Below are 25190 nucleotides of genomic sequence, written 5' to 3'. Positions count from 1 at the left end.
AAAGATTCCGGAAATTAGTGGATAGGGCATCCGTCTGCGAAGGTACGTTACGTTTACGTGACAACTTTAACAATAATTACACGTAAAGGTGTACTGTTAAAGCCTTGAAGGCATTTTTTCGTATTTACAGATATATCGAGATTACAGGAACTTATGCAAGAACAGCCAATGGTAATAGATTTTGACTTCGGATTACGGCAACTCAATGGTAACCGTAGCCTGTTATATCGCCTGTTGCGCAAGTTTGCTGCTGAGTATCAGTCTTTGGATACCCGCCTGCAAACCATGTTGGCACAACAAGAGATAACAGAAGCCGAAAATTTGGTACACACCTTAAAAGGCGTGTCGGGTAACCTTGGTTGCACCGCAGTCTATCAATCGAGCCGACTGGTCAATGAAGAACTCAAACTGGGTAAGCCTGAGCAAGCGTCATTAAAAGAATTAATTCATCGTCTGGCTGAAACCATTCGGGTTATTGATGAACTGCCGGATGACTCCGAAATTAATCCTGCCCCCCCTGCAGCGCCCTCAGATGAAAAACAGCAAACCTACCGGGCATTAAGTCAGGCGCTTCAGCATCACGAATATATTAATGATGAAAAGCTCAACCAATGGCTTGCCACACTTAACCTGAATAGCAGCCATCAGCAGGAATTAGTCGATGCGGTTTCGTCACTGGAATATGACAAAGCCCTGGCCATATTAGAAGATACTAATGCCTGATGACTGAAGTCATTTTCAGTCACCCTGAGTTTATCATCATAAATAAAGCGACCGGTGTTACCATGCACGACGCCGAGCAAGGTGTTGTGTCGCGCCTTCGTGATGAGTTGGGAGAAACAGATCTGCACCTGGCTCACCGGCTGGACGACGGCACCTCCGGCTGCCTGCTCCTGGCCCGTACGCCCCGGGCGGCGGCTCGCTTTGAAGCGATGTTTCGGACCCGACAGGTGCAAAAGTACTACCTGGCACTGGTTGACAAGAAACCCAAAAAGAAACAGGGAACCATTGCCGGCGACATGAAGAATCGTCGCAATGGCCAGCATATCTTACTCAAATCCCAGCAAAATCCCGCCGTTACTCAATTTTTTAGTTATGGCTTTAGCGATGCGCCAAGACTGATGCTGGTAAAACCCTTAAGCGGAAAAACCCACCAGATTCGGGTTGCCCTGAAAAGTTTAGGCAGTCCCATTACAGGCGATACGCTGTACGGCGCGGCCCCCTCAGACCGGCTTTATCTGCATGCCTGGGGGCTCGAATTTGACTATGACGGTGAGCCCGTCAGTGTGTTTTGTACGCCTCCTGCAGGGCACTACTTTACTCACCCCGATATCGTAAACTGGCTTAATACAGCGCCTCACCCGGCAACCCTAAACTGGCCAAAATCGGCTCGTAAAGCCCCACGCGAGGACGCCTGATATGTCGGTCAGGGTAAACATCCTTGGCAGTGGTGCTATTGGCGGCCTGTGCGCTGCTGGAGCGCAGTTATCGGCAACCCCCTTTCGGCTGTGGCCAAGGCCAGGCAGCGCCATGCTCACCACCGTTGAGTTAATCAACGGTGAGTTGCTAAATCTTGCACCAGAAAGCGCCCGGGACAAACCACTTACCGCAACAGATTTGCTGATAGTGCCGCTTAAAGTCACCCAGCTTAAAGATGCTCTGAAAGCCTGGCGATATTCACTCCCCTCAGAATCACCGGTGGTTCTTTTACACAATGGCATGGGTGGCATGGAGCTGGCCGAAAAATATCTGCCGGATAACCCGGTCTTTTTGGCGACCACCAGTCATGGCGCGTTCAAGACCTCCACCACCTGCATACGTCATACCGGTAAAGGTGAGACCATGCTGGGCAGCTCACCCCGCCATCCAACACAAATGCCACTCAATACCCACATTGCAGAAATCATGAACCGGTGTATTGGTCCGGTCACCTGGCGCGATGATATCGAAACGGCGCTATGGCAAAAACTGGCGGTTAACTGCGCCATTAATCCGTTAACCGCACTCAACAATATCCCTAACGGCGAGCTGCGGGCCACCCAGTACCTCGCCACCATTACGACGGTTTGTGAGGAAGTCTGTGCAGTAGCCGGTGCCTGTAAGGTAGATCTCAATCTCACCGCGCTCACCGAACTGGTATTCAATGTAATTGAGCGTACCGCAGAAAACTTCTCCAGTATGCATCAGGACGTTAGACATAAACGCACTACCGAGATAGAAGGGATTAACGGCTATATTGTGAAGCGGGCAAAGAAAAAGGGTATTGATGTGCCCATCAATACCCTTTTGTATAACGCGGTTAAAAACCTTTAACCTTTATTCGGCGTCCTGCGCCTGCACTTCTGGTTTCATGTGCGGGAACAAAATAACGTCTTTAATCGTCGGGCTGTCGGTAAACAGCATGGTCAGACGGTCGATACCAATACCTTCACCTGCTGTTGGCGGCAAACCAAACTCCAGCGCGCGAATGTAGTCTTCATCGAAATGCATGGCTTCATCATCACCGGCATCTTTTTCTTCTACCTGTTTGCGGAAGCGTTCAGCCTGATCTTCCGGATCGTTAAGCTCACTAAAGCCATTGGCTAATTCACGACCACCGACGAAAAATTCGAAACGGTCGGTAATAAACGGATTGCCATCATTTCGACGGGCCAGCGGCGACACTTCCCAGGGATACTCGGTAATAAAGGTCGGCTGTTCAAGTTTTTCTTCGGCTGTGGCCTCAAAAATTTCGCACAGGTACTTACCGGCGCCCCAGATACCATCCACTTCAGGCTCTTTAATGTGTAGCTGTTTGGCCATGGCTTTTAGCTCATCAAGATGCGCTTCCGGATCGCGGATGGCCGCTTCATTCGCTTCAGGCCAGTACTTTAAGATAGCCTCGCCCATGCTCAGGCGGTCGAAAGGCTTACCGAAATCATAGTGTTTTTCTTCAACTACGTTACCTTCGGTATCACGCACAGTGTTTACCAGCTCTGTGGTCCCCAGAATATCTTCGGCCAGGGTACGCAGCATGTCTTCGGTCAGATTCATCAGATCGTTATAATCTGCGTAAGCCTGGTAGAATTCCAGCATAGTAAATTCCGGGTTATGACGGGTTGATAACCCCTCATTACGGAAGTTACGGTTAATTTCGAATACGCGCTCAAAACCGCCTACTACCAAACGTTTTAAATACAGTTCGGGGGCAATACGCAGGAACATTTCGATATCCAGCGAGTTGTGGTGCGTCACAAATGGCTTAGCGGTAGCGCCGCCCGGAATAACCTGCAACATCGGCGTTTCCACTTCGATATAATTGCGGGTCGTCAGGTAGTTGCGAATACCGTTAACAATTTTACTGCGTACCACAAAGGTTTCGCGGGTTTTTTCACTGGTGATCAGATCCACATAGCGCTGACGGTACTTGGTTTCCTGATCGGTTAAACCATGGAACTTCTCCGGTAACGGACGCAGTGACTTGGTCAGCAGTTCATAGCTGGCCATATTCACGTACAAATCACCCTTTCCGGATTTGTGCAAGGCACCGGCCACGCCGATAATGTCGCCGATATCCAGCGAGCCATAGCGGGCTTTTAAGTCTTTTTGCGTGGTTTTATCGGCATAAGCCTGGATACGACCCGTCATGTCCTGCAATAACAGGAAAGGACCGCGCTTAGCCATTACCCGACCAGCAATGCTGACCTGATTATCCTGCGCTTCAAGGGTTTCTTTATCCAGTTCGCCGAACTGGCCCTGCAGTTCTTCGGCATAGTTTTCGCGACGGAAGCCATTCGGGAAACCGTTAGCGCGGCAGTTCTCGCGAATAGCGCTTAACTTGGCACGGCGCTCGGCAATCAGTTTATTTTCGTCGACTTGTTGTTCGCTCATAGTCTGTTCACTTTAAGTTGAGTTACTACAGCCCCGATTTCAGGCTGGCTTCAATGAATTTATCTAACCCACCGTCCAGTACGGCCTGGGTATTACGGGTTTCAACACCGGTACGCAAATCCTTAATGCGTGAGTCATCCAGCACGTAGGAGCGGATCTGACTGCCCCAGCCGATATCCGACTTGTTGTCTTCCATCACTTGCTTCTCGGCGTTTTGCTTCTGCAGTTCATACTCATAGAGTTTGGCTTTCAACTGCTTCATCGCCTGGTCTTTATTCTTATGCTGTGAACGGTCATTCTGACACTGCACTACAATCCCGGTAGGTTCGTGCGTGATACGCACCGCTGAATCGGTTCGGTTAACGTGCTGACCACCCGCACCCGATGCCCGGTAAGTGTCTATGCGTAAATCCGATGGATTAATATCGATTTCAATATCATCATCGATTTCAGGATAAACAAAAGCCGAAGCAAATGACGTATGGCGACGGTTTCCGGAATCAAACGGTGACTTACGCACCAGACGATGAACGCCGGTTTCTGTGCGTAACCAGCCAAAGGCGTACTCGCCCTCAAAACGAATAGTGGCACTTTTAATGCCAGCCACATCGCCGTCAGAGACTTCGATAAGCTCGGTTTTTAAACCGTGCTCTTCACCCCAACGCAGGTACATTCTCAGCAGCATATTGGCCCAGTCCTGCGCTTCTGTTCCACCGGATCCCGACTGGATATCCAGATAGCAGTGACAGGTATCATTAGGCCCGGAAAACATGCGGCGAAACTCAAGGGTTTCCAGTTGCGCTATCAGACCATTCAGTTCGGCTTGTGCCTCATCGAACGTTTCTTCGTCTTCTGCTTCAACCGCCAGTTCCACCAGCCCATCCACGTCTTCGGCACCCTGCTCCAGGTTAACAATGGTTTCTACCACTTGCTCAAGGGCAACTTTTTCTTTCCCGAGGGCCTGGGCTCGCTCTGGCTCGTTCCACACATCGGGACTTTCGAGTTCGCGGTTAACTTCTTCTAAGCGCTCTGACTTTACATCAAAGTCAAAGATACCCCCGAAGCGCTTCGGTGCGCTCACGGATATCCCGAATCGCATTTAGCACAGGGTTTACTTCAAACATAATGACCTTTTTATTGATTCATTTTTAAGGGCACGGATAGTACCGGATTTGGCCTGCTTTTAACAGTCGTTTTGTCTGCAAAATAAGCAGACAGGCCGCTGTTAATCCTTAAGCTTTTCAGCCATGGAGACCACTTGTGAGGCTAAATTTGCCAACTGCTTGTTGGCCGTCTCGTCAGTGAGCTTGCCTGCCTCATCCAGCTTATCGGCCGCTTTGGCAACCGACACCTGTAATGGCGTCACCACACACATCAGATTTTGCATCAGCATGCGCAGCACCACCAGCACCCGCATACCGCCAAGTGCACCAGGGGAAGCCGCCATCAGGCCAACCACTTTGTTTTTGTACGCGGCCAGCACGGCTTCATCACCGGCTTTGCGTGATGCCCAGTCAATAGCATTTTTAAGCACCGCCGGATAACTGCTGTTATATTCGGGGCTGGCAATTAAAAAAGCATCGTGGTCGATAAGCAACTGTTTAAATGCCTGCGCCCGTTCAGGAATACCGTACTGGTCTTCCTCATCCTGATTAAACATAGGCATGGCATAATCCGCCAGGTTAATTACCGTAACTTCAGCGCCAGCCTCGCGCGCAGCCGCTGCTGCATTTTCTGCCAGTGCCTGATTTAACGACCCGTTGCGGGTGCTGCCTGAAAAAGCCAGTACTTTAACCATGATGCCTTCCTTCTTCTTAACGTCGAGTAAGAGGTGTAATCACCCCCCTACATTTTTTCCAGAGTTTCGATGCCGAGCAATTCAAGCCCCAGCTTTAACTGCTTGGCGACCAGTGCAGATAACGCTAACCGACTGTTACGGGTCGCTTCTGGCACGTCACTTTTGAGTACCGGGCAGGCTTCATAAAAGCTCATAAAGTGGCTGGCCAAATCATACAGGTAGCTACACAGTACATGCGGCGTTGCATCACGGGCTACCACATTGAGCTGCTCTTCGAGTTGTAGCAATTGCACCGCCAGTGCATGCTCCTGAGCATGTTCCAGAGTAATAGTGGCATCCAGAGCGGTGGGACTGACCTCTGCTTTGCGGAACAGGCTTTGCACCCGCGTATAGGCATACTGCAAATAAGGCGCAGTATTGCCTTCAAAGCTCAGCATGGAGTCCCAGTTGAACACGTAATCCGTCGTCCGGTTTTTGCTCAAATCGGCGTATTTAACGGCGCCAATACCCACTTTACGGGCCACATCATTCAGCTCATCGGCGGTTAAACCGGTATCTCTTTCAGCCAGTAGCTTTCGGGCACGATCGACAGCTTCATCAAGCAGTTCTACCAGCTTCACCGTGCCACCACTGCGGGTTTTGAAAGGTTTGCCGTCACTGCCCAGCATCATGCCAAACGGACAGTGTTCGTAAGTTTGCTCAGGCTGCATAAAGCCGGCTTTACGACCGACAATTTCAGTTTGCTTAAAGTGCAAAGCCTGACGGGCATCGGTAAGAATTAATGTGCGATCAGCGCCCAGTTTGCCGCTGCGATAGCGCATCGCGGCCAAATCGGTGGTTGCATACAGATAACCGCCACCGGATTTTTGCACAATATACACTGCCGGATTACCTTCTTTATCGGCCAGTTCAGGGATAAACACCACCTGTGCGCCCTGATCTTCCACCGCAATGCCCTTTTCTTTCAGTTCCGCCACCACATGAGAAAGGTCTTCATTGTAGGCAGACTCGCCCATAATATCCTGGCGGGTCAGGCTGACATTCAGCTTTTCGTAAACCTCTTCGCTGTGCGAGATGGACACATCGATAAACAAATGCCATAACTCAGCACATTGCTGATCGCCGCTTTGCAGCTTAACCACATATTCCCGGGCACGGTCGGCAAAGCCATCTTCTTCGTCAAAGCGGATTTTGGCTTCACGATAAAAGTTTTCCAAATCGGACAACGCGGTTTCCGCCACGGCATTAGCGCTTAGCTTGTCGCTTAGATGAGCGAGCAACATACCAAACTGAGTACCCCAGTCGCCCATGTGGTTCTGACGAATAACCTTATGGCCTAAAAATTCCAGCAGTTTAACCACTGCATCACCAATAATGGTGGTGCGCAGGTGCCCAACGTGCATCTCTTTGGCCAGATTGGGCGAGGAGTAATCCACCACAACCGTTTGTGCATGCTGCGCAGGGATACCTGAACGGGTGTCATCCAGAGCTTGCTGGCACTGACTTGCTAGCCAGCTGTCAGCCAGATGAATGTTGATAAAACCGGGGCCGGCAATTTCGAGTTTGCTGGCCACATCGTCCAGTTTGACCTGCGCCAGAATTTGCTCAGCAATATCGCGAGGCTTTTGCTTTAACTTTTTGGCCAGTGCCATGGCGCCGTTAAACTGATATTCACCAAATTCAGGTCGGCCACTGCGCGCCACCGGAATCGGGGCGTCGGTAATGCCCATGTCGCTTAAGGCCTGAGAAAAACGGGAAATAAGAAGTGCGTGAATATTCATTGTTGTGCCTAGTGCTCGCGAGTAGTTCTAAAATCAATATCGGGGTAGCGTTCCTGTGCTAACGACAGGTTCACCATGGTGGGCGCTACATAAGCCAGGTTATCGCCGCCATCCAACGCCAGGTTTTGCTCGGCTTTACGGCGGAATTCGTCCAGCTTTTTATCACTATCGGAATAGACCCAGCGTGCAGTGGCCACACTGACATGTTCATATAGCGCGTCGACGTTGTATTCGGCTTTAAGGCGCGCCACCACCACGTCAAACTGCAGTACCCCCACAGCGCCAACAATCAGGTCGTTATTGGCCAGCGGTCTGAATACCTGCACCGCCCCTTCTTCAGAAAGCTGGATCAGGCCTTTTTGCAGTTGTTTCATCTTCAGCGGATCGCGCAGGCGAATGCGCTTAAACAGCTCCGGCGCAAAGTTGGGAATACCGGTAAAGCGGTAGTCTTCGCCAGATGAGAAGGTATCACCTATACGAATAGAACCGTGGTTATGCAAGCCGATAATATCGCCGGCATAGGCTTCTTCCAGTAACGATCGGTCACCGGCTAAGAAGGTTAACGCATCAGAAATCCGAATATCCTTGCCGATTCGGGTATGACGCATTTTCATGCCTTTTTCATATTTGCCCGACACTATCCGGCAAAAGGCGATACGGTCTCGGTGTTTAGGATCCATATTGGCCTGAATCTTAAACACGAAACCGCTGAATTTAGGATCCAGCGAATCCACGCTGCCGTTGTCGGTTTCGCGCCCTTGTGGCTGTGGAGCCCAGGCGACCAGACCATCGAGCATATGATCCACACCAAAGTTACCCAGTGCGGTACCAAAAAAGACCGGGGTAATTTCGCCGGCCAGGAACAGTTCCTGATCAAATTCATTAGAGGCGCCCATGACCAGCTCAAGTTCGTCACGGAATTCTGCCGCCAGCCCCTCACCTACCGCGGCTTCCAGCTCCGGGTTATCCAGCCCTTTGATGATCTGCACATCCTGAATGGTGTGGCCGTGACCGGTCTTATATAAAATCGTTTCATCACGATGAATGTGGTACACACCTTTAAACTGCTTCCCACAGCCAATCGGCCAGGTGACCGGCGCACAGGCGATGTTCAGCTCGGTTTCCACTTCATCCAGCAATTCCATAGGGTCACGAATATCGCGGTCCAGCTTATTCATAAACGTGATGATCGGGGTATCTCGCAGACGCGTTACTTCCATGAGTTTACGGGTCCGATCCTCAACCCCTTTGGCCGCATCGATAACCATCAGGCAAGAATCCACAGCGGTCAGTGTTCGGTAGGTGTCTTCAGAGAAATCTTCGTGTCCCGGCGTATCAAGCAGATTGACCAGGTTATCACCGTAAGGAAACTGCATCACCGAGGTGGTCACTGAGATCCCACGCTCTTTTTCCATTTCCATCCAGTCGGATTTGGCATGCTGGCCGGATTTCTTACCTTTAACGGTACCGGCGGTCTGCAGCGCTTGTCCGTATAACAGCACTTTTTCGGTGATAGTGGTCTTACCGGCGTCCGGGTGCGAGATTATCGCAAACGTGCGTCGACGTTTAATTTCTTCTAACAGCTGGGTCATTCAATAAACCTGATTTTTATTCGGGAGTGCTGGCCCTGAGTATGATTGCATTAATCCTTGCCTTACCGGCATGACTCAGGCCTTACGTTTTCGCGGGATTATACGGACTTTTGGTTTTTAATGGTAGTAAAGCAAGGGGGTCAGCACCGGATTTAGCGGCAATGCCGGTGCTGAACGGTAAGAATGATGGGTTAGTGTTGCTCCAGTAAGTGCACCACCTGTTCGCGAAGCACAGTACGCAGAATTTTACCGGCACCATTGCGGGGAATACTGTCGGTCAGCGTCAGGTGCCTGGGGATTTTATAACGGGCAAGATGTTCTCCAAGCTCGGTGAAAAACTGCTCGCTATTCGCCAGTGACTGCTCATTAAAGGGCACCACAAACAAATGCCCGACCTCGCCCCAGCGTTCATCAGGTACGCCAATTAAGGCGCAGTCCTTGACCGCAGGATGTTTAAGTACCACCCCTTCTACCTCGACCGGATACACGTTCTCACCACCGGAGATAAACATGTCCTTTTTGCGATCGACAATGCGGTAAAACCCGGCTTGATTGCACACCGCCATATCGCCGGTTTTAAACCAGCCATCTGCGGTAAAGCTCTTTTGGTACAAGGTGTCCTGCTGCCAGATCCCAACAAACAGATTGCCGCCTCGGATCTCCACTTCACCCGCCTTACCCGGGGGGACTTCATGACCGTGGTCGTCGGTTAGCCTCACTTTCACTCGCGGTGTTGCCAGTCCGACACAGCCAGCATTTTCATCGAGGATCTGTAAATCAAACGGCATACCAAAGACCGTGCCGGCCTCACTCATACCGTAACCATCTACAATCGGTATTCCGTCGTTGAGCCAGGCCCGGATTTGCACTTCAGGATGCGGTGCGCCGCCAGTTAACAACCCTTTGAGATTTTTAAGCTTGCGGGCATCAAATTGCGCATGCTGGCGCAACATATTAGCCATTTGCGGCACGCAAAAATAATGACTGATCCGCAGCGTCTCGTCTGCCAGTCGATTCAGCGTCCGAGCGGGTTCAAACGCATCAGAAATCACCAGACTGCCACCACAATAGAGCGCCGGACGCACACAGGATACCAGGCCAATAACATGAAACATCGGCGTTTCGCAAAGGAATACACTGTGTTCATTAACCTGTCCGAGCTGCGTCATATTCAGGGTAGTTTCCATTAGGGTCGCTTCACTATGAACGATGCCTTTTGGCTTACCGGTAGTCCCTGAGGTATACAGGATAAGTGAAGGCGTGTGTTCATCAAACTCAGGCTGTGTAGCGCTTAATTCACTGCAATCGCTCAGTAACAAATTAATATCATAATGGCTGAAATGCATCGCCGCGGCCGATTCGTCGCCTATCAGCAGGGCTGGCGAACAATCGCTCATTAGCGCTTGCAGCTCTTCTTTAGCCAGCCGCCAGTTTAGTGGCACAAACACCAGGCCTGCCCGGGAGCAAGCCAGGTGCAATGCCACCAGTTCGGCCCGGTTTTTAGACAAACAAGCCACTCTGTCACCCTGCTTCAACCCGTTAATCTGATACCAGCTGACCAGTTGATTAATGGTGTTATCGAACCCGGCATAAGTCCAGGTCCGGTGATGAGTGACATCGTTAACAGCGATACTTCGTGGCCGTAATCGCGCCTGCAGGGTCACAAAATCCATGTCAGCCCCGTTTAGTTTTGTTGCTTGGATTTATCATAAGCCCCTAAACCCGGCTTATAGGTTTTATCGTCGATAAACTGCTTAATCCCCTCTTTGCGCCCATCGTTGTCGAAGCTGTTTGCCGCTTCCTGAGCACGGACCAGGTAATCTTCCGCATTGTCGTAGGTCATTTCTTTTACGCGACGAATGGCATCCTTAGTGGCTTTCAGTGCAACCGGATTTTTCTCCAGCAACACGTTACACATTTCAGTCACGCGGGCTTTCAGTTGATCGGCTGGCACCGCTTCATTAATCAGTCCCCACTCTACCGCCGTTTTGCCATCGATATTTTCGCCCATCATGGCATGATACATGGCCTTACGCAGGGGCATCAGGTCGGCCACTACTTTACTTGCTCCTCCACCGGGTAAAATCCCCCAGTTAATTTCGCTGAGCCCGAAGGTGGCATCTTCAGCAGACACCGCCAGATCGCAACTAAACAAGGGTCCATAACCGCCGCCAAAGCACCAGCCATTAATCATCGCGATGGTTGGCTTATGGTACCAGCGCAAGGCTCGCCACCAGCCATAGGCTTCACGCTGGGCTTTGCGCGTTGCCCCCAGGCCCTTTGCCTCGTTCTCGCGGAAATATTCTTTTAAGTCCATACCGGCCGTCCAGGCTGTCCCTTCGCCGCTTAACACCAGTACACCAACGTTATCTCGGTACTCAAGGTCTTCCAGCACTCGCATCATCTGACGATTAAGCTTAGGACTCATGCAATTGCGTTTTTCCGGACGGTTGTAGGACACCCAGGCAATCTTATTCTCAACAACTACCTTTACCGTTTCTTCTTCACTTCTTTCTACTGACACGTTCGTTTCCTCTTGCAAAATATTAATGAAATGCATTCGATGCTCTGCACCGCAGAAGGCAATGCATCAGGGTAATTAAATAGGATAATGGCCTGGTTCGGTTTCCACGGTGATCCAGCGCAGTTCAGTAAACTGGTCAATGCCAGCCTGGCCCCCAAAGCGCCCGTAACCGGAATCCCCCACACCACCAAAAGGCATTTGTGCTTCATCATGCACCGTTGGGCCATTCACATGACAAATACCGGATTTGATTTGTTTAGCCACTTTTAATCCATTGGCAATATCGCGGGTAAATACGGCGGCGCTCAATCCGTACTCACTGTCATTAGCAATACGGATAGCGTCGGCTTCATCTTTGGCGCGGATCACCGCGACTACCGGACCAAAGCTTTCGTCGGCATAGATAGCCATCTCTTCGGTAACGCCATCAATCACCGTTGCGGCCATTAGCACAGAATCGGCCTTTCCACCGGTGATTACTTTAGCGCCTTTACTCACCGCGTCATCAATCAGGGCATTCACTTTTTCAACGGTTTTCATGTCGATAACGGCACCCAGCGGGGTTTTCCCCTCGCGAGGATCGCCGGTTTCCATGGTGGACACTTTGGCTTTAAAGGCAGCAACAAACTCATCGGCAATACTGTCGACCACTATCAGGCGCTCCGTCGACATGCATATTTGCCCCTGATTCATGTAGGCACCAAAAGCCGCGGCTTTCACCGCCTCATTAAGATTGGCGTCCTGAAGTATCAGGAGTGGCGCTTTGCCACCCAATTCGAGTAAACAGGGCTTCAGATTGTCTGCCGCACGGCGGGCGATAATGCGTCCCACGGCGGTTGAACCGGTAAAATTAATGCGTTTAACCGGTTTGGCATCAATCAACGCGCCTACTACGTCGGCGGCATCGTCCTGAGTGTTGGTAACGATATTAACGGTCCCTTCCGGGAAACCGGCTTCCGCCAATGCTTCAATAATCAAAGCGTGGGTGAGCGGACAAATCTCAGAGGCTTTTAAAATAACCGCATTACCACACGCCAGTGCGGTAGAAACCGCCCTGGTGCCCAGAATGATTGGCGCATTCCACGGTGCTATCCCCAGAATAACCCCCACTGGCTCACGCAAAGCCATTGCCATGCAGCCCGGCTTATCAGAGGGGATCACTTCGCCACTGATTTGCGTAGTCAGGGCACTTGCTTCACGCAACATAGAGGCCGCCAGCATCAGGTTAAACATGGCCCAGCCGGCCGTAGCACCGGTTTCGCCCATCATGGCGGCAACAAAGGCCTCCTGTTTACTCTCCAGCGCCGTTGCCGCTTTTTGCAGCACCGCGCGGCGGGCGTTGGGACCGACTTTAGACCAGGTCTCGAAACCTAGCTGAGCCTTTGCCGCAATTGCCGCCATGTCTGCGGCTTGCATTGCTTCGGCTTCGCTGGCAACTTCACCAGTAATTGGATTTAATCGGGTGAATTTCATTCCTCAATCCCCTTAGTTATCGCAAGTTTGCTTTGTTAATATTGGACTTGCATCCAGCGCAGATTTTCCCTTCTGCACCCGACCAAGCAAAAATACAGTGATAGCGGCAACCACGGCCCCCGCGCCCATGACAAAGGCGACGCCCTGCAACGACACGCCCTGGGTAAATAAAACGCCAGCCACCACCGGACTCAGCGCCGCGCCGCCGCGCCCTACGCCGATAACAATACCGGTACCGGAAGCCCGTACCTGTGGCGGAAAGGCTTGTGCCATCAGGGCGTACAACCCCACCACACCGGAGTTGGTGAAAAAGCCGGTAGCCGCCGATATCAGGGCCAGCTGGCCAAGTGACTCATAGCCAATACCAAACACTGAGACCATCACAAAGCCGAGAAGCAGAACGCCAATCAGCAGGTGTCGTAGCGGCAGTTTTGAGGCGAATAAGCCCAGCAAGGTGGCACCGATGGCACCGCCCACGTTTGCCCACACCAGTACCTGTCCCGCCTGAGAAGGATGAAACCCCATGTCGACCACGATTTTGGGGATCCATTTCAAAATGAAGTAAAAGGTCATTATCTGGGCGAAGTAGGCCACTAAGAGCAGTAACGTAGTGGCGCGCAGTTGCGGCGTAAACAATTCAACAAATGAGCTTTTACCGGCATTAGGAGATAGCGGTGGCAATGCGTCTAACACCGGCTTTTGCATGGCCTGTAAAGAACGGTTTATCCGCGCCAGGGCATCAGCCGGCTGTTTTGAGGCCAGGTAGACCACCGACTCAGCGAGGAATAGTTGTACGATAATCAGGAAAGCACCGGTCACCAGCCCACCAAAAATAAAGACCGAACGCCAGCTGTAGGTTTCCAGCAGCACCGAACTGATAGACCCCCCGATAATCGCCCCCACCGGATAGCCGGTAGCCATTAAAATAACGCACAGGTGGCGAAACTTTTTGTTGGAGTACTCGGCCACCATGGCATTGGTTGAGGCCAGCATACCGCCAATGCCCAGGCCGGTGATAAAACGCACCACCAACAAAGTGACTACCGAATTGGCAAAGGCAGAAAAGCACATGCCTGCGGTCATGACGACCAGACAGGTTTGAATCGTGGGTTTACGGCCTATCCGGTCGGCGAAACCGCCCAAAAAGATTGAGCCAAAGGCCATGCCGAGCAGTTCCATGGCCAGTACCACACCCAGTTCGGTTCGATTGATTGCCCATTCAGCAGCGATGCCGGGTGAGGCAAAACTGATCGCCAGCACATCAAATCCATCCAGAGCATTGAGCGCAATGCACAAAATGACAGCCATGATTTGTTGCCTGCTCATTTTGCTGTTGTCGAGGATTTCAGACGGGTGTTGATTCATAACATTCACTCTGTGTTTTTTTGTGGCACTGCCAGGTTAGTGTTAACGCGGCAACCCAAACTTTTACCAGATGTTAATATTATGTACCGGATTGTAAAATAGCAGAAAGTGACGAAATAATTGTCAAATAATGACAACGAGTACTTTTTGCATAATAAGCGGTTGCTAACCAATGAAAAAAAGGCAGATAACCTAACGGAAGATCCCAGCCAGTATCGTTGAAAGATTTAGCTAAGTGCTTCTTTATGAAGGGCTCTGAATTGCCTTGGCGTTTCACCCGTCCAGGCTCTGAATGCACGGGTAAACGCCGCCGGATCGGCAAACCCAACAGACTCGGCAATTAGGTTGATAGGGGTTGCTCGCTGGGTTAGCAACATTACGGCCCGGTCTCTTCTGACGATATCCTTGATTTGCTGGAAACAGGTTCCCTCGTCTTTCAATCTGCGCATCAGCGTGCGACTGGTCATATGTAACCTGGCGGCGACGGCGTCGATAGTGAGCAAACCACTCTCAATATCGTTACTTAGCAGGTGTCGGACATCAGAGGTCAGGGTGTAATCAGCTTTATACTGCCGGAATAATTCCAGTGGGCAGCGTTGCATAAAGGCGTTCAGCGAGCCTTCGCTTTGTTTCACCGGTTTAGACAGATACTGAGTCGAAAACGAGATAGACAAAGTATCGCAATGAAACTCGTGCTCTCCGGGAAACAAATAATGATATTCATGAACATGGGGCGGTGGTGGATAGTTAAACCGAACTTTTGACAATGGAATGCGGCTGGCAATTAACCACGAAAAATATCGGTGCCAGGCCAAAAGCGTGAGTTCCGCAAACAGATATTTATGGTCCCGCTCAGGGTGGGGCAAGCGAATCGTCAGAGTGACCTCATCACCATCGACACTCAGCTCAGCAAAATTATCTGTCAGCATTAAATTATAAAATGCGATGCCTTTAAGCATGGCCAGTTTTAATGTTGGCTGAAACACCGTCACCTGGCCCATCATTTCATAGGTGCCCGGTTTTAACGGCCGGCCACACAAGCCGGCAGACTCATCCCGTAATAATCGCCACACCAGGCTTTGGAATTTAGACAGCCGTTCTGTTTTCACCCGCCGTCCCGGTTTATTAATGGCTGCCGGCTCAATCTGACAGTGTTTAAGCAGGCGTAAGGCATCCAGATGGTTTTGTTCTGCGACCTCAAAGAGTGCCGTCAAATAATGATTTGATGCACTGCCGTACTTGTTTTTATCTATTCGCATTGCGACTGCCGCCTTTGGCATAAATAGCGAATCACCTGAGGTTAACACCGTGTTTATTTTTTATTAATAACATGGTTCCAATGGTTTTAGAATGCCGTTTTACTGAATTTATGGTCGTTTCCGGCGATGCTTTCAGTCTTCGCTAAACTGCTAACTTACTGACAAATTAGGACATAAAGCTAGCCAGCTGGCCGGTCATTTTATAATCTAGGCACACTGCAACACCTTTGGTTGGCATTGTTTGGTTTCAGGGAAGTAATCTATGAAGTTATGTTCGTCAGTTGGAATAGTAAGTGCTCTGGTAGCGACTTCTTTCACGGTTAGCGCAGACCAGTACCATTACGGTAACCTGCTTGTGGGCGGTAAAGCCATTGGCTACGGTGGCGCTTATGTAGCACTGGCGGACGACCAGTCAGCGATGCACTACAATCCGGCCGGTTTATCGTTTCAGAGCAATGCCAAATCAGCGTCTGTAAATACCCTGGCTTTTGAAGATACCGAGTTTAAAAATGTGTATACCGATGGTTCTGATTTTGCCCGCACCTCATTTTCTGTGGTCCCCGGTTTTCTGGGCATTAGCGCCAGTTCCGGACAGTGGAGCTACGGCAGTTATTTTACGGTAACCGATTACTCTCAGGAACGCACCGACAGTAGCTCTGCCTACGAGTTGCCGGCCACTATGACCACGCCACCGCAGAGTGTGATTGAGACGGTGACCTATGATTTCGATAATGCCGCTTACAAGTTTGGTGGCGCCCTGTCTTACCGGCTCAACGAGCAGTGGGCGCTGGGCTTTTCCTTGTCGCTGAAATACATTGAACAGGTTTTATCGCAAACCTCCGGTGCGGCCATTACTATGTATACACCAACGGGGTCATTTACCTCCGGCTTTGACGCCCGCCGACGAATCAACGAAAAACAGTATTTAATCGAACCTTCTTTGAGTGTGTTGTACAAGGATGATGCCTTAAGCGTGGGGGCTCACTATGTGCACAGTGAATCGATTAACCGTAACTATCGTTCTAATAACCTTATTGTGGCGCCAATCATTACCCTGTTAAACGGCTCCCCGGACACGACTTTCCCGGACTTTATCCGCACGGATACAGAACAGGATCAGCCATCCCTGCTCTCTTTCGGCGCAGCTTATAAACACCGGGGCTGGGTAGTCTCAAGTCAGATAGATTATTACAGCCATGTTGAAAAGGATGACGTGGTACTCGATGACATCGACTTAACCCGTGAGCTAAAACAAGTCACCAATTATTCACTGGGTCTGCGCATCCCACTGTCATCCGATACTGCACTGCAAATCGGCCTTTTTACCGATAACAGCAATGGCGTTATTGACTTTGACATCCCTTTTCAGCGCGTCGAGGCTATCGACACCCGGGGCATCAGTGTGGCTTACGAAACAAAATTAATGGGCTACCCTCTAACCGTGGGGCTTTACGCAAAGCAAGGCGATGGCAAGGTGCGTTATGCTGATGTGCGGTATGTTGAAGCAATAACCGGTGTGAACCTTTACCCGGAGAATGATTCCAATGACGTGCAGTCTGCAGAAAAGTCGTCAATGGTGATTTTTGCCAGTATGGACTTTTAACCCGCTCTGGCGCTAAGGCGCAACAGCGCTTATTGGCCGGACCATCATTAGCGCGTCTTCCCGGCCATTAGCGAGCGGATAATACCCTTTGCGCCTTTCCAGTAATTCAAATCCGCTGTTCAGGTACAGCTTTCTGGCCACCAGGTTAGACTCTCGCACTTCCAGAAAGCAGTTTGAGCCGTTCAGTTGCTCACAGCGGCGAATGACAAAATCCAGCATATGTTTACCTGCCCCCTGCCCGCGCAAGCCGGCGCTGATAGCTATGTCCATCAGGGTAATTTCGTCCAGCACCACCAGCAATATGGCGAAACCAACCACCTGGCCGTCATGCAACAAGACCCAGCATTCATAGGGCGAAGAGATACAATCGACAAAGGTGGCCTCTGACCAGGGCGCATACTGGGCTTCCTGGTGAATGGCATAGGCGGCTAAAGCAAGCGCTTCATCCGCCTGGCAGAATGTTGTGGCCTGCAGGTTCAACTTAGCGCACACAATGCCTGCCAAAGCTGAATCTTATGTTGAGATGTCAGTTTATCCGGCGCTACCGGCAACGTGATTGCGGTCGTAGATGCGGCAACAGGCGCGCCTATTTTTACCGGCGGTACCTTCGCTATGTCCAATCCTTGCAGGGCAACTTTCAGATCGGCGAAAAATTGTGGGGCTTGCTGCGCTGTAACGTCCTGCAGTGGTGGTGGTACATCGGCCGGTTGCGTGGCCGCAGGTTTGCCCGACACACTGTCTTTCATGCGCTGTAAATGAGAGCGCGCCGTATCCTGTGACACAGGTTCTGAGTTTACCTTTGCTTCGGCCACCGGCGTATCCGCAGGCTGTTTTGCCAGCTCGCTTTGCAACTGCCAAACGGGAATTTGCATCTCTTGTAATGCAGCAATTTGATAATCAGTTAACGCGAATGCCATGAGTGTTTATGGTCTTTCTGTGTGAGTGAGAAGCGTATCAGGAGTCTATCAGAACAAAGAGGAAAGTGGCAGGGGTGGAGGGACTCGAACCCCCAACCATCGGTTTTGGAGACCGCTGTTCTACCAATTCGAACTACACCCCTAGCGCGCTGTGAATTATACGTATGCCGGATCAAAGGTAAAGTGTTTTTACAATAAATGGCTAAATTCGCGTTTAAGCGCACAAATATTAATCGCAACGGCGAAATATTAAGCCGGATTTCGGGCCGCCGCCGCAGTCCATAAGCGGTTAGTGAAATCGACTACCGGTAAGAAGGCTTCAACCCCCTCTTCAACCCTGCTCACTGACTTGCCTGTTTGTTGCGCATACACATGACACAACTGGCTTCGTTGCTGAGGACTGAGTTCGTTTATGAGGACGCAGGCGGCCATATCAAAATACCGGTTACCGGTTGCGGCATATTCCCAGTCAACAACCTTACTGCGTGATGCCCCAACCAGGTGTGCAAACGATAAATCGTTGTGACAAAAACAAAAGTCCTGATAATGACTGAACTGAGAGATCACCGGCACCAACTTATCCCTTTCCACCGAAAAGGCGCGTCCTGCCCTGCCAGGCAATTGCTCCAGATAATGTTGCCAGCAAGGTAACAGCGCTAACGTTGGCGCGCTAATATCGCTGTGGTGTATCGTGGCCAGCACTTGCGCCAGCTGTTCTGTATCAGTGGATTGTTGTTTAGGAGTATCTACCCACTCCTCAATCCAAATGCGCAGGTCGGGATTATAGGCGGTAACTACCGGAGCCAGCCCGCAAACGGCCAGTTGCTGTTGGATTTTATTCACCACGGTGTAATTAACCGCACTAAAGGTGGCCGGCCCTAACAACTTTACCGCCCAACTTTGCGAGTGACTACTGACGCGGTATACGCTATTGGCTAATCCCTGGCGAACCGGCTCGTAAGTGAGTTGCGACGATCCACACTGACTGGCAATAAAGTCGCTTAGCTGTTTGTCAGATACCTGTCTGACCATTCCTGTTTCCATTGGTTATACCCATAAACCGAAAAGCCAACATACCCTAAAAACAGGCCGGCAGACAGAATTAATCCACTTTGCCAGTACAGGAACACAGCGGCTGTATTAATCACAAACCAATAGATCCAGTTCTGCAATATTTTGTGAGCCACCATAAAGGTAGTCGCCACACTAAACACATTTATCGCCGCATCAAGCCATAGGTATTCGCTGTTAAACTGAGTAGCCGCTAGCTTGCCTAGTCCCACTGCCACCGCCGTTAAACCGAACACCGCTAGCACATGCCAGCTCACAGGCCAGGATTGAACTGACCTCTCTTCGCCGGGTTTATGATGCCATTGCCAGTAGCCATATACTGCCATCACCATATAAAACAGGTTAAGCGCCGACTGAAATGGCAGCGCCACCTGCCAGAACAACCAGGTATAAATGGCCGTACTGGTGAGGGCTGCCAACCAACACCAGGCACTCTGGCGAGCAGCAAGCAGCACATAGGCAATGGCCAGCACAACGGCCAGCCATTCCGCCAGAGACGTCGCAGCAATTTGTTCAACTAATTGAGAAACGGTCTGCTCCATACGGTCCTACTTACTGCTCATGGCATCAAAGTTCAGAAATTTAGCCACAAACACGGCCTGACCCACTTCTTCATGGGTTCGCTGCATTTCAACGCCCAGAATTTGCAGGACCTCAGTGTAATCTCCCTGCACCTGGGTGCTGGTAGAACAGGTGGTCACTGTCAGGTTTTGGTAACTGTTAAGACGTGCGATAAAAGCTTTTATCGGCGTCAGGTACTCATTCACCAATGGGTACAGCGATAACTCAACCATCACTTGCATAGTCTGCTCTCCTAAAACTGATACCGAACCGTGACACCGGTTTGACGACCATTACCTAATTGAAAGTACGGCTCGTCAAATTCGTAAAAATCGCGGGGATCGTTACTGAATCCGCCAAATCCGCGGGTATAGTAGGTTTCATCAAACGCGTTGTTGATCCACAGCTGTGTTTCCCAGTTCTCCATTCGCCAGCTTAGCTGGGTATGCACTAAGGTGCGCGAAGGTGCGGTCACATCATGACCATCAGAAAAGCGATAACGATCGGCAAAATCCACTTCAACATTCCAGCGCAGTGACTCGTTGAAATCCAGTTGGCTGAGTAAATTGGCGGTGAAATCAGGTGCCTGAGCCTGCTGCTGTTCTGTCACAGTGGTCCCGTCAGCGCGGGTATAATCTTCAAAATAGGCATCCAGATATCCCCCCGAGAAACTCACGCTCCAGTTGTCAGTTGCCTGGTAGCTAAGCTCTACCTCAACGCCCTGGTTAGTACCTAAATCGGCGTTACTGATAATATCAATAAACTCTGCAGAGCCGTCATCCCGGTATTGCAGTTCATAATCACTGACCTGCGTGTCTTGCCGTTTCATTACAAACACGGCTACCCGGGACGTTAACTGGTCGGTCAGCCGGCCTTTCATGCCAATTTCGTAGTTCCAGTTGTACTCTTCGTCATAAAAACGGTTGTCGATAGTCACGTTCTGGTCGGGGTTAATCCCCGCCCCTTTATACCCTCGCGAGATACTGGCATAAACAAGCTGCTGGCCAAGCTGGTAACTCAGTGCCAGCTTGCCGCCTAGCATGGTCGAGTCGTGATCACCATTAAGACCGGCATTGTCACCATAAGAGAAATCGTAATTTTCCGCACGTAAAGCAAAGGTCAGCAATAAGTCATTGGTTAACTGGCTTTCCAGCTGACCGTAAACAGCCTGAGTAATGGGCTGATACTGACTGACAAAATCGCCATCGGCATAAGTGTACTGACGAAGTAAATCTTCCTTATTATTCTTAACCCGCGTGCCGACAACCCAGGAGGTCGTGTCGTTAAACAAACGCCATTGATCGCCGCTGACGAAGCGTAACTCCACGGTGTTAGTCTCTACATCGCGGTAATAAGCATCGAAAGAAGTGTAACCCCACGGATGAAAACCATCATAGGTCCAGTCTTCGTCATACGCATAACCAATATTATGGCTGGCGTGAGTGACTATAAAGTGCAGGTCGCCGCCTTCCAGTCTGGTAAGTAAATTGGCACTGATAGCATGAGTTTGCTGACGGTCGAAACCGGGCTCGTCAGACAATGTTTCCCGGGTGTTATCCAGTGAAAAAGCATCAAAGCCATTGTCGATATCGTACCAGCGATAATTAACGGTTAACGATACTTCATCGCTGTAGTCGTAGCTCGCCGCTAACCGAATAGCACTTTCGTCAATATTGTTGGTATCGTCGCGGTTCAGGAAGGTATTGCGCACAAAGCCGTCGCTCTGGTTGTGCACCAACGCGCCGCGAATGGCCAGGTTATCAGACACGGCAACGCTCTTGCCGGCTTCCACACCATAGCTGCTCTTAGTGGCGGCAGTAAACTGCACATAATCAGCATTGTGGTCATCGGCCGGGGTCGATTTAATTAACACGGCACCAGCCAGTGCACCGGTGCCGAATACCGTGGCCTGGGGGCCTCGGAAGATTTCAACTTGCTGGGTGTCAAATAACAATGCCGCAGCGCCAAGTCCGGTAAAGTCAAAATCATCAACCATAATACTGACGGACGGATTGATTGGCTCGGCATACTGACTGCGCTCACCAATGCCTCGAATTTGCACGAAGCGGCCACGTGAGGCTCCGGTGGAAAAATTGACGTTAGGCGCAATGCGCAGTAAGTCTTCAATGTGCACAGCCTGGCGGCTTTGAATACGTGCATTATCAATAATGGAGGCACTGGCGCTCAGCTGAGCGAGCGCTCGCTGATGAAAATCACCGTATACGGTAACTTTTTCGATGTCACTTTGCTCAGCGGCTAAGGCGCTGGCGGATAAACTCAATAGAGATAAAGAAAATAATGCTTTAGGTAAACTCATACTGGATCTCTTGTGCAATGATGTCCAAAAGATCCGGCTTTTAACGGCAGGTGATCAGGCTTGATTGTAACCATCCCTACGCCGGTATTATCCGGATCAGGTTTAAGGGTTCCCACGCGGTGGATCTCAGCCGTTTCCGGCACCCCTTGGCGAATGCATTGTTAATGCGCGATGGAGTCTACCAAGACTTAAAAGATTTGCAACTGTTTAACTGATTGTTGCAGCAAGGTATTTAGCAGCAGAAATAAGAACGCCCACCGTGACGTGGTGGGCGTTACTTAATTGCTCCCGGATAAAGAGCTTTATACAGACCGGCGGTGACGACGCCAGCCTGTTATGCCGAGTCCGAGTACTGCCAGCGACAAAGCGGTTGGCGCGCTAACCTCAGACAACGTCATATCTCTAAAACGTACTTGCGTGTTGCCACACTCATTATCACAGTCGTTAACCAGCACGATGTGGGTAAAGCTACCACTCAGGTAGTTATCCAGATCGATCGAGAAACGCTGCCAGCGATCGTTGGTGTAAGAAAAGTCATCCAGACCCCAGTTCTGTGTACCAATCAGATTAAACGACTGGCTGGAAACCGCATCAGTCTGACCACCGGAGAAATCAGCAAAGAACAAACCGCCGATTTCAGGTAGTGACGTTGGCTCACCTCGGTCTAGACCACCATCACCTCTGCGCTGGAACAACCGGAATTTGAAATCCAGCGTATAGTTTGTCAGCGAGTCGTCCAGATTAACTGAATCAATGCCGAACGTATCTTCCAAATCAATAGCAAACCAGGAATCTGAATAGATTCGAATCGCCCCATTGTTTTGTACGAAATAATCACTGTCGACGTTGTTCTGACGGCTCATCCCTTCAAAGGTTGCCGCATCAAAGTCCACATCGTAATTGATAACACCAGCGTTGGCAGAGGCTGCCATACCGCAGGCGACGATTACTGAACATAATTTTCTGGCCAACTTCATGTTTTAATCCTTAACTACTAATCAATACGTAAAAACTGTACTGACTCTGAGTAACCCGGCCACCTTTGGAACTCAAAGGCCCGTGGCTTTCCGTCCTTGCTTCACAACAAGTTTGGCTTTGTGCATCATCAAACTTCGGGATTAATGGTAACGCAGCAGAAAAATCAAAATAGGACACATTTTATCGAACTATAGGACAATTTTGTCCGAGCCGACTTAACAGCCGGGCAAAAGTCGTTATTATGGTGAAAGAATTGAAAGGGATACAATAACTGTTATGTCTGTTACCTACACAGGAACGTTTTGGTCAGCCGTTACGCGGGCGTTATTATCACTGCGCCGGGATAAAGCACTGACCACAGAAGAAGAAGCTACAGCACTCTCTGCCCTCGGCGATATTGAAAGCGGTGAATACCCGGTTTCAGCCCTAAGCGACAAACTCGCGCTTCTGTGTAAAACCGATTCACCAGAACGGATTGGGCAATCTTTACTGGGCTATCTCGATTTTAACAAAATGGGCACCTTCCATTGTTTTTTGTCGATGGCCCGCGATATAAACGCCGCACTGGATGCATTGCATACCTTTGACACCCCTTTATTTGAAGCCTCTGAACAGATCCAAATCAGTAAAACCGACACCCGGGTAACTCTGACCCTTAAAGCCGGGATACTGCCCGAAATGGAACCTTTTGTTATTGCGTTCTTATTAGCGTTGTTCCGCCACCTTGCCGGCCGAAATTTCGATTTCGATCACATTGCACTGGTGCACAACCATCCGGTGTGGTTTTTAGAGTCAGTCAGCCAGGCTCGTTACAGCGATCAGCAACCTGCATTGCAGGTTACCTTCGATGCTCAGTGGTTATCCACCCCGTCTTTTTTTTACAGCCCGAAACTGCAACTGGTACTGGTTAAAAACTTGCAACCTGCCGGTGAAGGCGGATTTAAACAGGATTTAGTCGATGCGTTTAAACAGTTTGATACCCCGGCCAGAATTCGCTCTGAAGCGGTTGGTGAACTGTTGGGCATGTCTGAGTCGGTGTTTCGACGCAAACTCAAACAGGAGAAGCTGTCTTTCAGCGCCCTGCTAAAATCGCATATTCACGAACGCAGCATAAACGGCCTGCTAAGCGGTGAAAAGGTTGATGTGCTGGCCGAACGGCTCGGCTTTTCCGACCGCCGCTCATTCGATCGCAGTTTCAAAGAATTCACCGGAATCAGTCCCGGTCAGTTACGCCAGGTGGGCAGTCGGTTACGTTTTCAGCGCGGAAACCAGGCACTCATTGAAGTGACCGAAAACCTCCCTCCGCTGCCGGAAACCATCAGTCATATTGTAAATCTAACGGATGAGCAGCTTACAGTTAGCCGGCTGGTAACATTAATAGAACCGGATCCGGTATTTCTGGCACATATTATCGGCAAAGCCAGCAAAGCCTTATACGGTTCAGTACCGCAGTCCCTTGAACAGGCTATCGGTCGTAACCTGGGCGTTAACAATGTCAGAAATCTCGCCGTTTTATTTGCCGCCCAGCAATACCTGACAGTACAAAGCGTTCATCCGAATATCGAGCGATTGATAGATGCCATGCTGTTAAGTAACGCCTTGTTTGAGCGCTTATATGCAGCTGAATACAGCAACGACGATAAAGCCCTGGTCGCCCAACTCATTCTGTTTGGCCCGCTGGCACTGTTATTAATATTTCATACCGAACATCTCGATGCGTCGCTGTTTTTCGAACAATGGCAAAAGGCCTCGGGGTTTGACGAATTCCAGTCGGGTCTGGCGGCCGAGCATAACCTTTGCCTGTATGGCGCTTCATCGCTTTTGCTGGTCAGATGGGGGTTCACCAGTAAAGTGAATCAGACGTTATGGCGTTTGTGTCAGGAGCCCGATGCTAAGCTTAACCAGCGGATCCGTTGCTGTCATGAACTGGCATTTAACAGCTTATGCTTTAACCACACAGACATTCACAATGAACAGCTGGCCGCTGCCCTTACAGAGCAGCAGTTAACTGAGGCCAAAGACGTTCTCGCAAAGTGGTAATCCGGCGCTAGTGGTTGTGGCGCCATTGGTCAGCCGGCGTC

The 25190-nt window shown here is 50.4% G+C and carries 22 protein-coding genes, 1 tRNA gene and 2 riboswitches; of the genes, 5 read left to right on the top strand and 18 right to left on the bottom strand.

What is annotated here, in order from left to right:
- The first annotated feature begins 153 nt into the window (after window positions 1-153).
- The 3 genes from AC27IB_RS15710 to AC27IB_RS15700 are packed head-to-tail and all read left to right on the top strand — an operon-like array spanning window position 154 to window position 2313.
- On the top strand, window positions 154-723 hold the full coding sequence (locus AC27IB_RS15710) for an Hpt domain-containing protein (protein ID WP_296049609.1): 570 nt from the start codon (window positions 154-156) through the stop codon (window positions 721-723).
- Complete coding sequence (locus AC27IB_RS15705) at window positions 723-1418, top strand: TIGR01621 family pseudouridine synthase (protein ID WP_487122071.1); 696 nt, start codon at window positions 723-725, stop codon at window positions 1416-1418. The genes AC27IB_RS15710 and AC27IB_RS15705 overlap by 1 nt, the downstream gene beginning before the upstream one ends.
- A 1-nt stretch (window position 1419) precedes the next feature.
- Entirely contained in the window at window positions 1420-2313 is an 894-nt protein-coding gene (locus AC27IB_RS15700) for a ketopantoate reductase family protein (RefSeq protein ID WP_487122069.1), read from the top strand.
- A gap of 3 nt (window positions 2314-2316) precedes the next feature.
- Here AC27IB_RS15700 and lysS read toward each other — a convergent pair whose 3' ends face one another.
- The 10 genes from lysS to AC27IB_RS15650 all read right to left on the bottom strand — a co-directional run bounded on the left by lysS (window position 2317) and on the right by AC27IB_RS15650 (window position 15662).
- Window positions 2317-3870: a lysine--tRNA ligase gene (gene lysS / locus AC27IB_RS15695; RefSeq protein WP_296049602.1), complete on the bottom strand. Its 1554-nt coding sequence runs from the start codon at window positions 3868-3870 to the stop codon at window positions 2317-2319.
- Between the two features lie 25 nt (window positions 3871-3895).
- Window positions 3896-4994, bottom strand: a protein-coding gene (prfB, locus tag AC27IB_RS15690; protein ID WP_296049601.1) for a peptide chain release factor 2 whose coding sequence is annotated in 2 segments (ribosomal slippage) — window positions 3896-4918 and window positions 4920-4994 — 1098 coding nt in all. Because the reading frame shifts where the segments join, the coding sequence is not laid out codon by codon here.
- A 101-nt stretch (window positions 4995-5095) separates the two neighbouring features.
- Entirely contained in the window at window positions 5096-5668 is a 573-nt protein-coding gene (locus AC27IB_RS15685; protein ID WP_296049600.1) for an NADPH-dependent FMN reductase, read from the bottom strand.
- Between the two features lie 47 nt (window positions 5669-5715).
- Window positions 5716-7449, bottom strand: a complete 1734-nt coding sequence (gene argS / locus AC27IB_RS15680; protein WP_487122066.1) for an arginine--tRNA ligase — start codon at window positions 7447-7449, stop codon at window positions 5716-5718.
- Between the two features lie 8 nt (window positions 7450-7457).
- Entirely contained in the window at window positions 7458-9041 is a 1584-nt protein-coding gene (gene prfC, locus AC27IB_RS15675) for a peptide chain release factor 3 (RefSeq protein WP_296049595.1), read from the bottom strand.
- A gap of 191 nt (window positions 9042-9232) precedes the next feature.
- Window positions 9233-10714, bottom strand: a complete 1482-nt coding sequence (locus AC27IB_RS15670; RefSeq protein ID WP_487122064.1) for an AMP-binding protein — start codon at window positions 10712-10714, stop codon at window positions 9233-9235.
- An 11-nt stretch (window positions 10715-10725) separates the two neighbouring features.
- On the bottom strand, window positions 10726-11565 hold the full coding sequence (locus tag AC27IB_RS15665; protein ID WP_296049591.1) for a p-hydroxycinnamoyl CoA hydratase/lyase: 840 nt from the start codon (window positions 11563-11565) through the stop codon (window positions 10726-10728).
- A gap of 75 nt (window positions 11566-11640) precedes the next feature.
- Entirely contained in the window at window positions 11641-13038 is a 1398-nt protein-coding gene (locus AC27IB_RS15660; protein WP_487122062.1) for an aldehyde dehydrogenase, read from the bottom strand.
- 12 nt (window positions 13039-13050) lie between these two features.
- The gene (locus AC27IB_RS15655) at window positions 13051-14403 is read right to left on the bottom strand and encodes an MFS transporter (RefSeq protein ID WP_296049587.1); all 1353 of its coding nucleotides are present in this window, start codon (window positions 14401-14403) and stop codon (window positions 13051-13053) included.
- Window positions 14404-14630: 227 nt separating this feature from the next.
- A complete protein-coding gene (locus AC27IB_RS15650) occupies window positions 14631-15662 on the bottom strand; it encodes an AraC family transcriptional regulator (RefSeq protein WP_487122060.1) in 1032 nt (343 codons plus the stop codon).
- A 262-nt stretch (window positions 15663-15924) separates the two neighbouring features.
- Here AC27IB_RS15650 and AC27IB_RS15645 point away from each other — a divergent pair, with 262 nt between their 5' ends.
- A complete protein-coding gene (locus AC27IB_RS15645) occupies window positions 15925-17265 on the top strand; it encodes an OmpP1/FadL family transporter (RefSeq protein ID WP_487122058.1) in 1341 nt (446 codons plus the stop codon).
- 12 nt (window positions 17266-17277) lie between these two features.
- Here AC27IB_RS15645 and rimI read toward each other — a convergent pair whose 3' ends face one another.
- The 8 genes from rimI to AC27IB_RS15605 all read right to left on the bottom strand — a co-directional run bounded on the left by rimI (window position 17278) and on the right by AC27IB_RS15605 (window position 23108).
- The gene (gene rimI, locus AC27IB_RS15640) at window positions 17278-17769 is read right to left on the bottom strand and encodes a ribosomal protein S18-alanine N-acetyltransferase (protein ID WP_296049580.1); all 492 of its coding nucleotides are present in this window, start codon (window positions 17767-17769) and stop codon (window positions 17278-17280) included.
- Window positions 17742-18182, bottom strand: coding sequence for a hypothetical protein (locus AC27IB_RS15635; RefSeq protein WP_487122056.1), 441 nt, complete (start codon window positions 18180-18182; stop codon window positions 17742-17744). The genes rimI and AC27IB_RS15635 overlap by 28 nt, the downstream gene beginning before the upstream one ends.
- Before the next feature lie 66 nt (window positions 18183-18248).
- Window positions 18249-18325 (bottom strand) — tRNA-Trp (locus AC27IB_RS15630).
- 106 nt (window positions 18326-18431) lie between these two features.
- On the bottom strand, window positions 18432-19214 hold the full coding sequence (locus tag AC27IB_RS15625; RefSeq protein ID WP_487122054.1) for a phosphotransferase: 783 nt from the start codon (window positions 19212-19214) through the stop codon (window positions 18432-18434).
- The gene (gene pnuC, locus AC27IB_RS15620) at window positions 19184-19795 is read right to left on the bottom strand and encodes a nicotinamide riboside transporter PnuC (protein ID WP_296052838.1); all 612 of its coding nucleotides are present in this window, start codon (window positions 19793-19795) and stop codon (window positions 19184-19186) included. The genes AC27IB_RS15625 and pnuC overlap by 31 nt, the downstream gene beginning before the upstream one ends.
- A gap of 6 nt (window positions 19796-19801) precedes the next feature.
- Window positions 19802-20056: a hypothetical protein gene (locus tag AC27IB_RS15615; protein WP_296052839.1), complete on the bottom strand. Its 255-nt coding sequence runs from the start codon at window positions 20054-20056 to the stop codon at window positions 19802-19804.
- A gap of 11 nt (window positions 20057-20067) precedes the next feature.
- Complete coding sequence (locus AC27IB_RS15610) at window positions 20068-22131, bottom strand: TonB-dependent receptor (protein WP_296052841.1); 2064 nt, start codon at window positions 22129-22131, stop codon at window positions 20068-20070.
- Between the two features lie 56 nt (window positions 22132-22187).
- A riboswitch (TPP riboswitch) is annotated at window positions 22188-22288 on the bottom strand.
- Between the two features lie 145 nt (window positions 22289-22433).
- On the bottom strand, window positions 22434-23108 hold the full coding sequence (locus AC27IB_RS15605) for a hypothetical protein (RefSeq protein ID WP_296052843.1): 675 nt from the start codon (window positions 23106-23108) through the stop codon (window positions 22434-22436).
- Between the two features lie 46 nt (window positions 23109-23154).
- Window positions 23155-23235: riboswitch (cyclic di-GMP riboswitch) on the bottom strand.
- A 150-nt stretch (window positions 23236-23385) separates the two neighbouring features.
- On the opposite strand from AC27IB_RS15605, the gene AC27IB_RS15600 reads away from it, so the two are divergent.
- Window positions 23386-25149 carry a helix-turn-helix domain-containing protein gene (locus tag AC27IB_RS15600; protein ID WP_296052845.1) on the top strand — a complete coding sequence of 588 codons (1764 nt, stop codon included), beginning with the start codon at window positions 23386-23388 and terminating at the stop codon, window positions 25147-25149.
- Window positions 25150-25190 lie beyond the last annotated feature (41 nt).

The sequence above is a fragment of the Alteromonas sp. 4NH20-0104 genome, from assembly GCF_057547795.1.
This window is presented reverse-complemented; position numbering and strand designations above follow the sequence as displayed.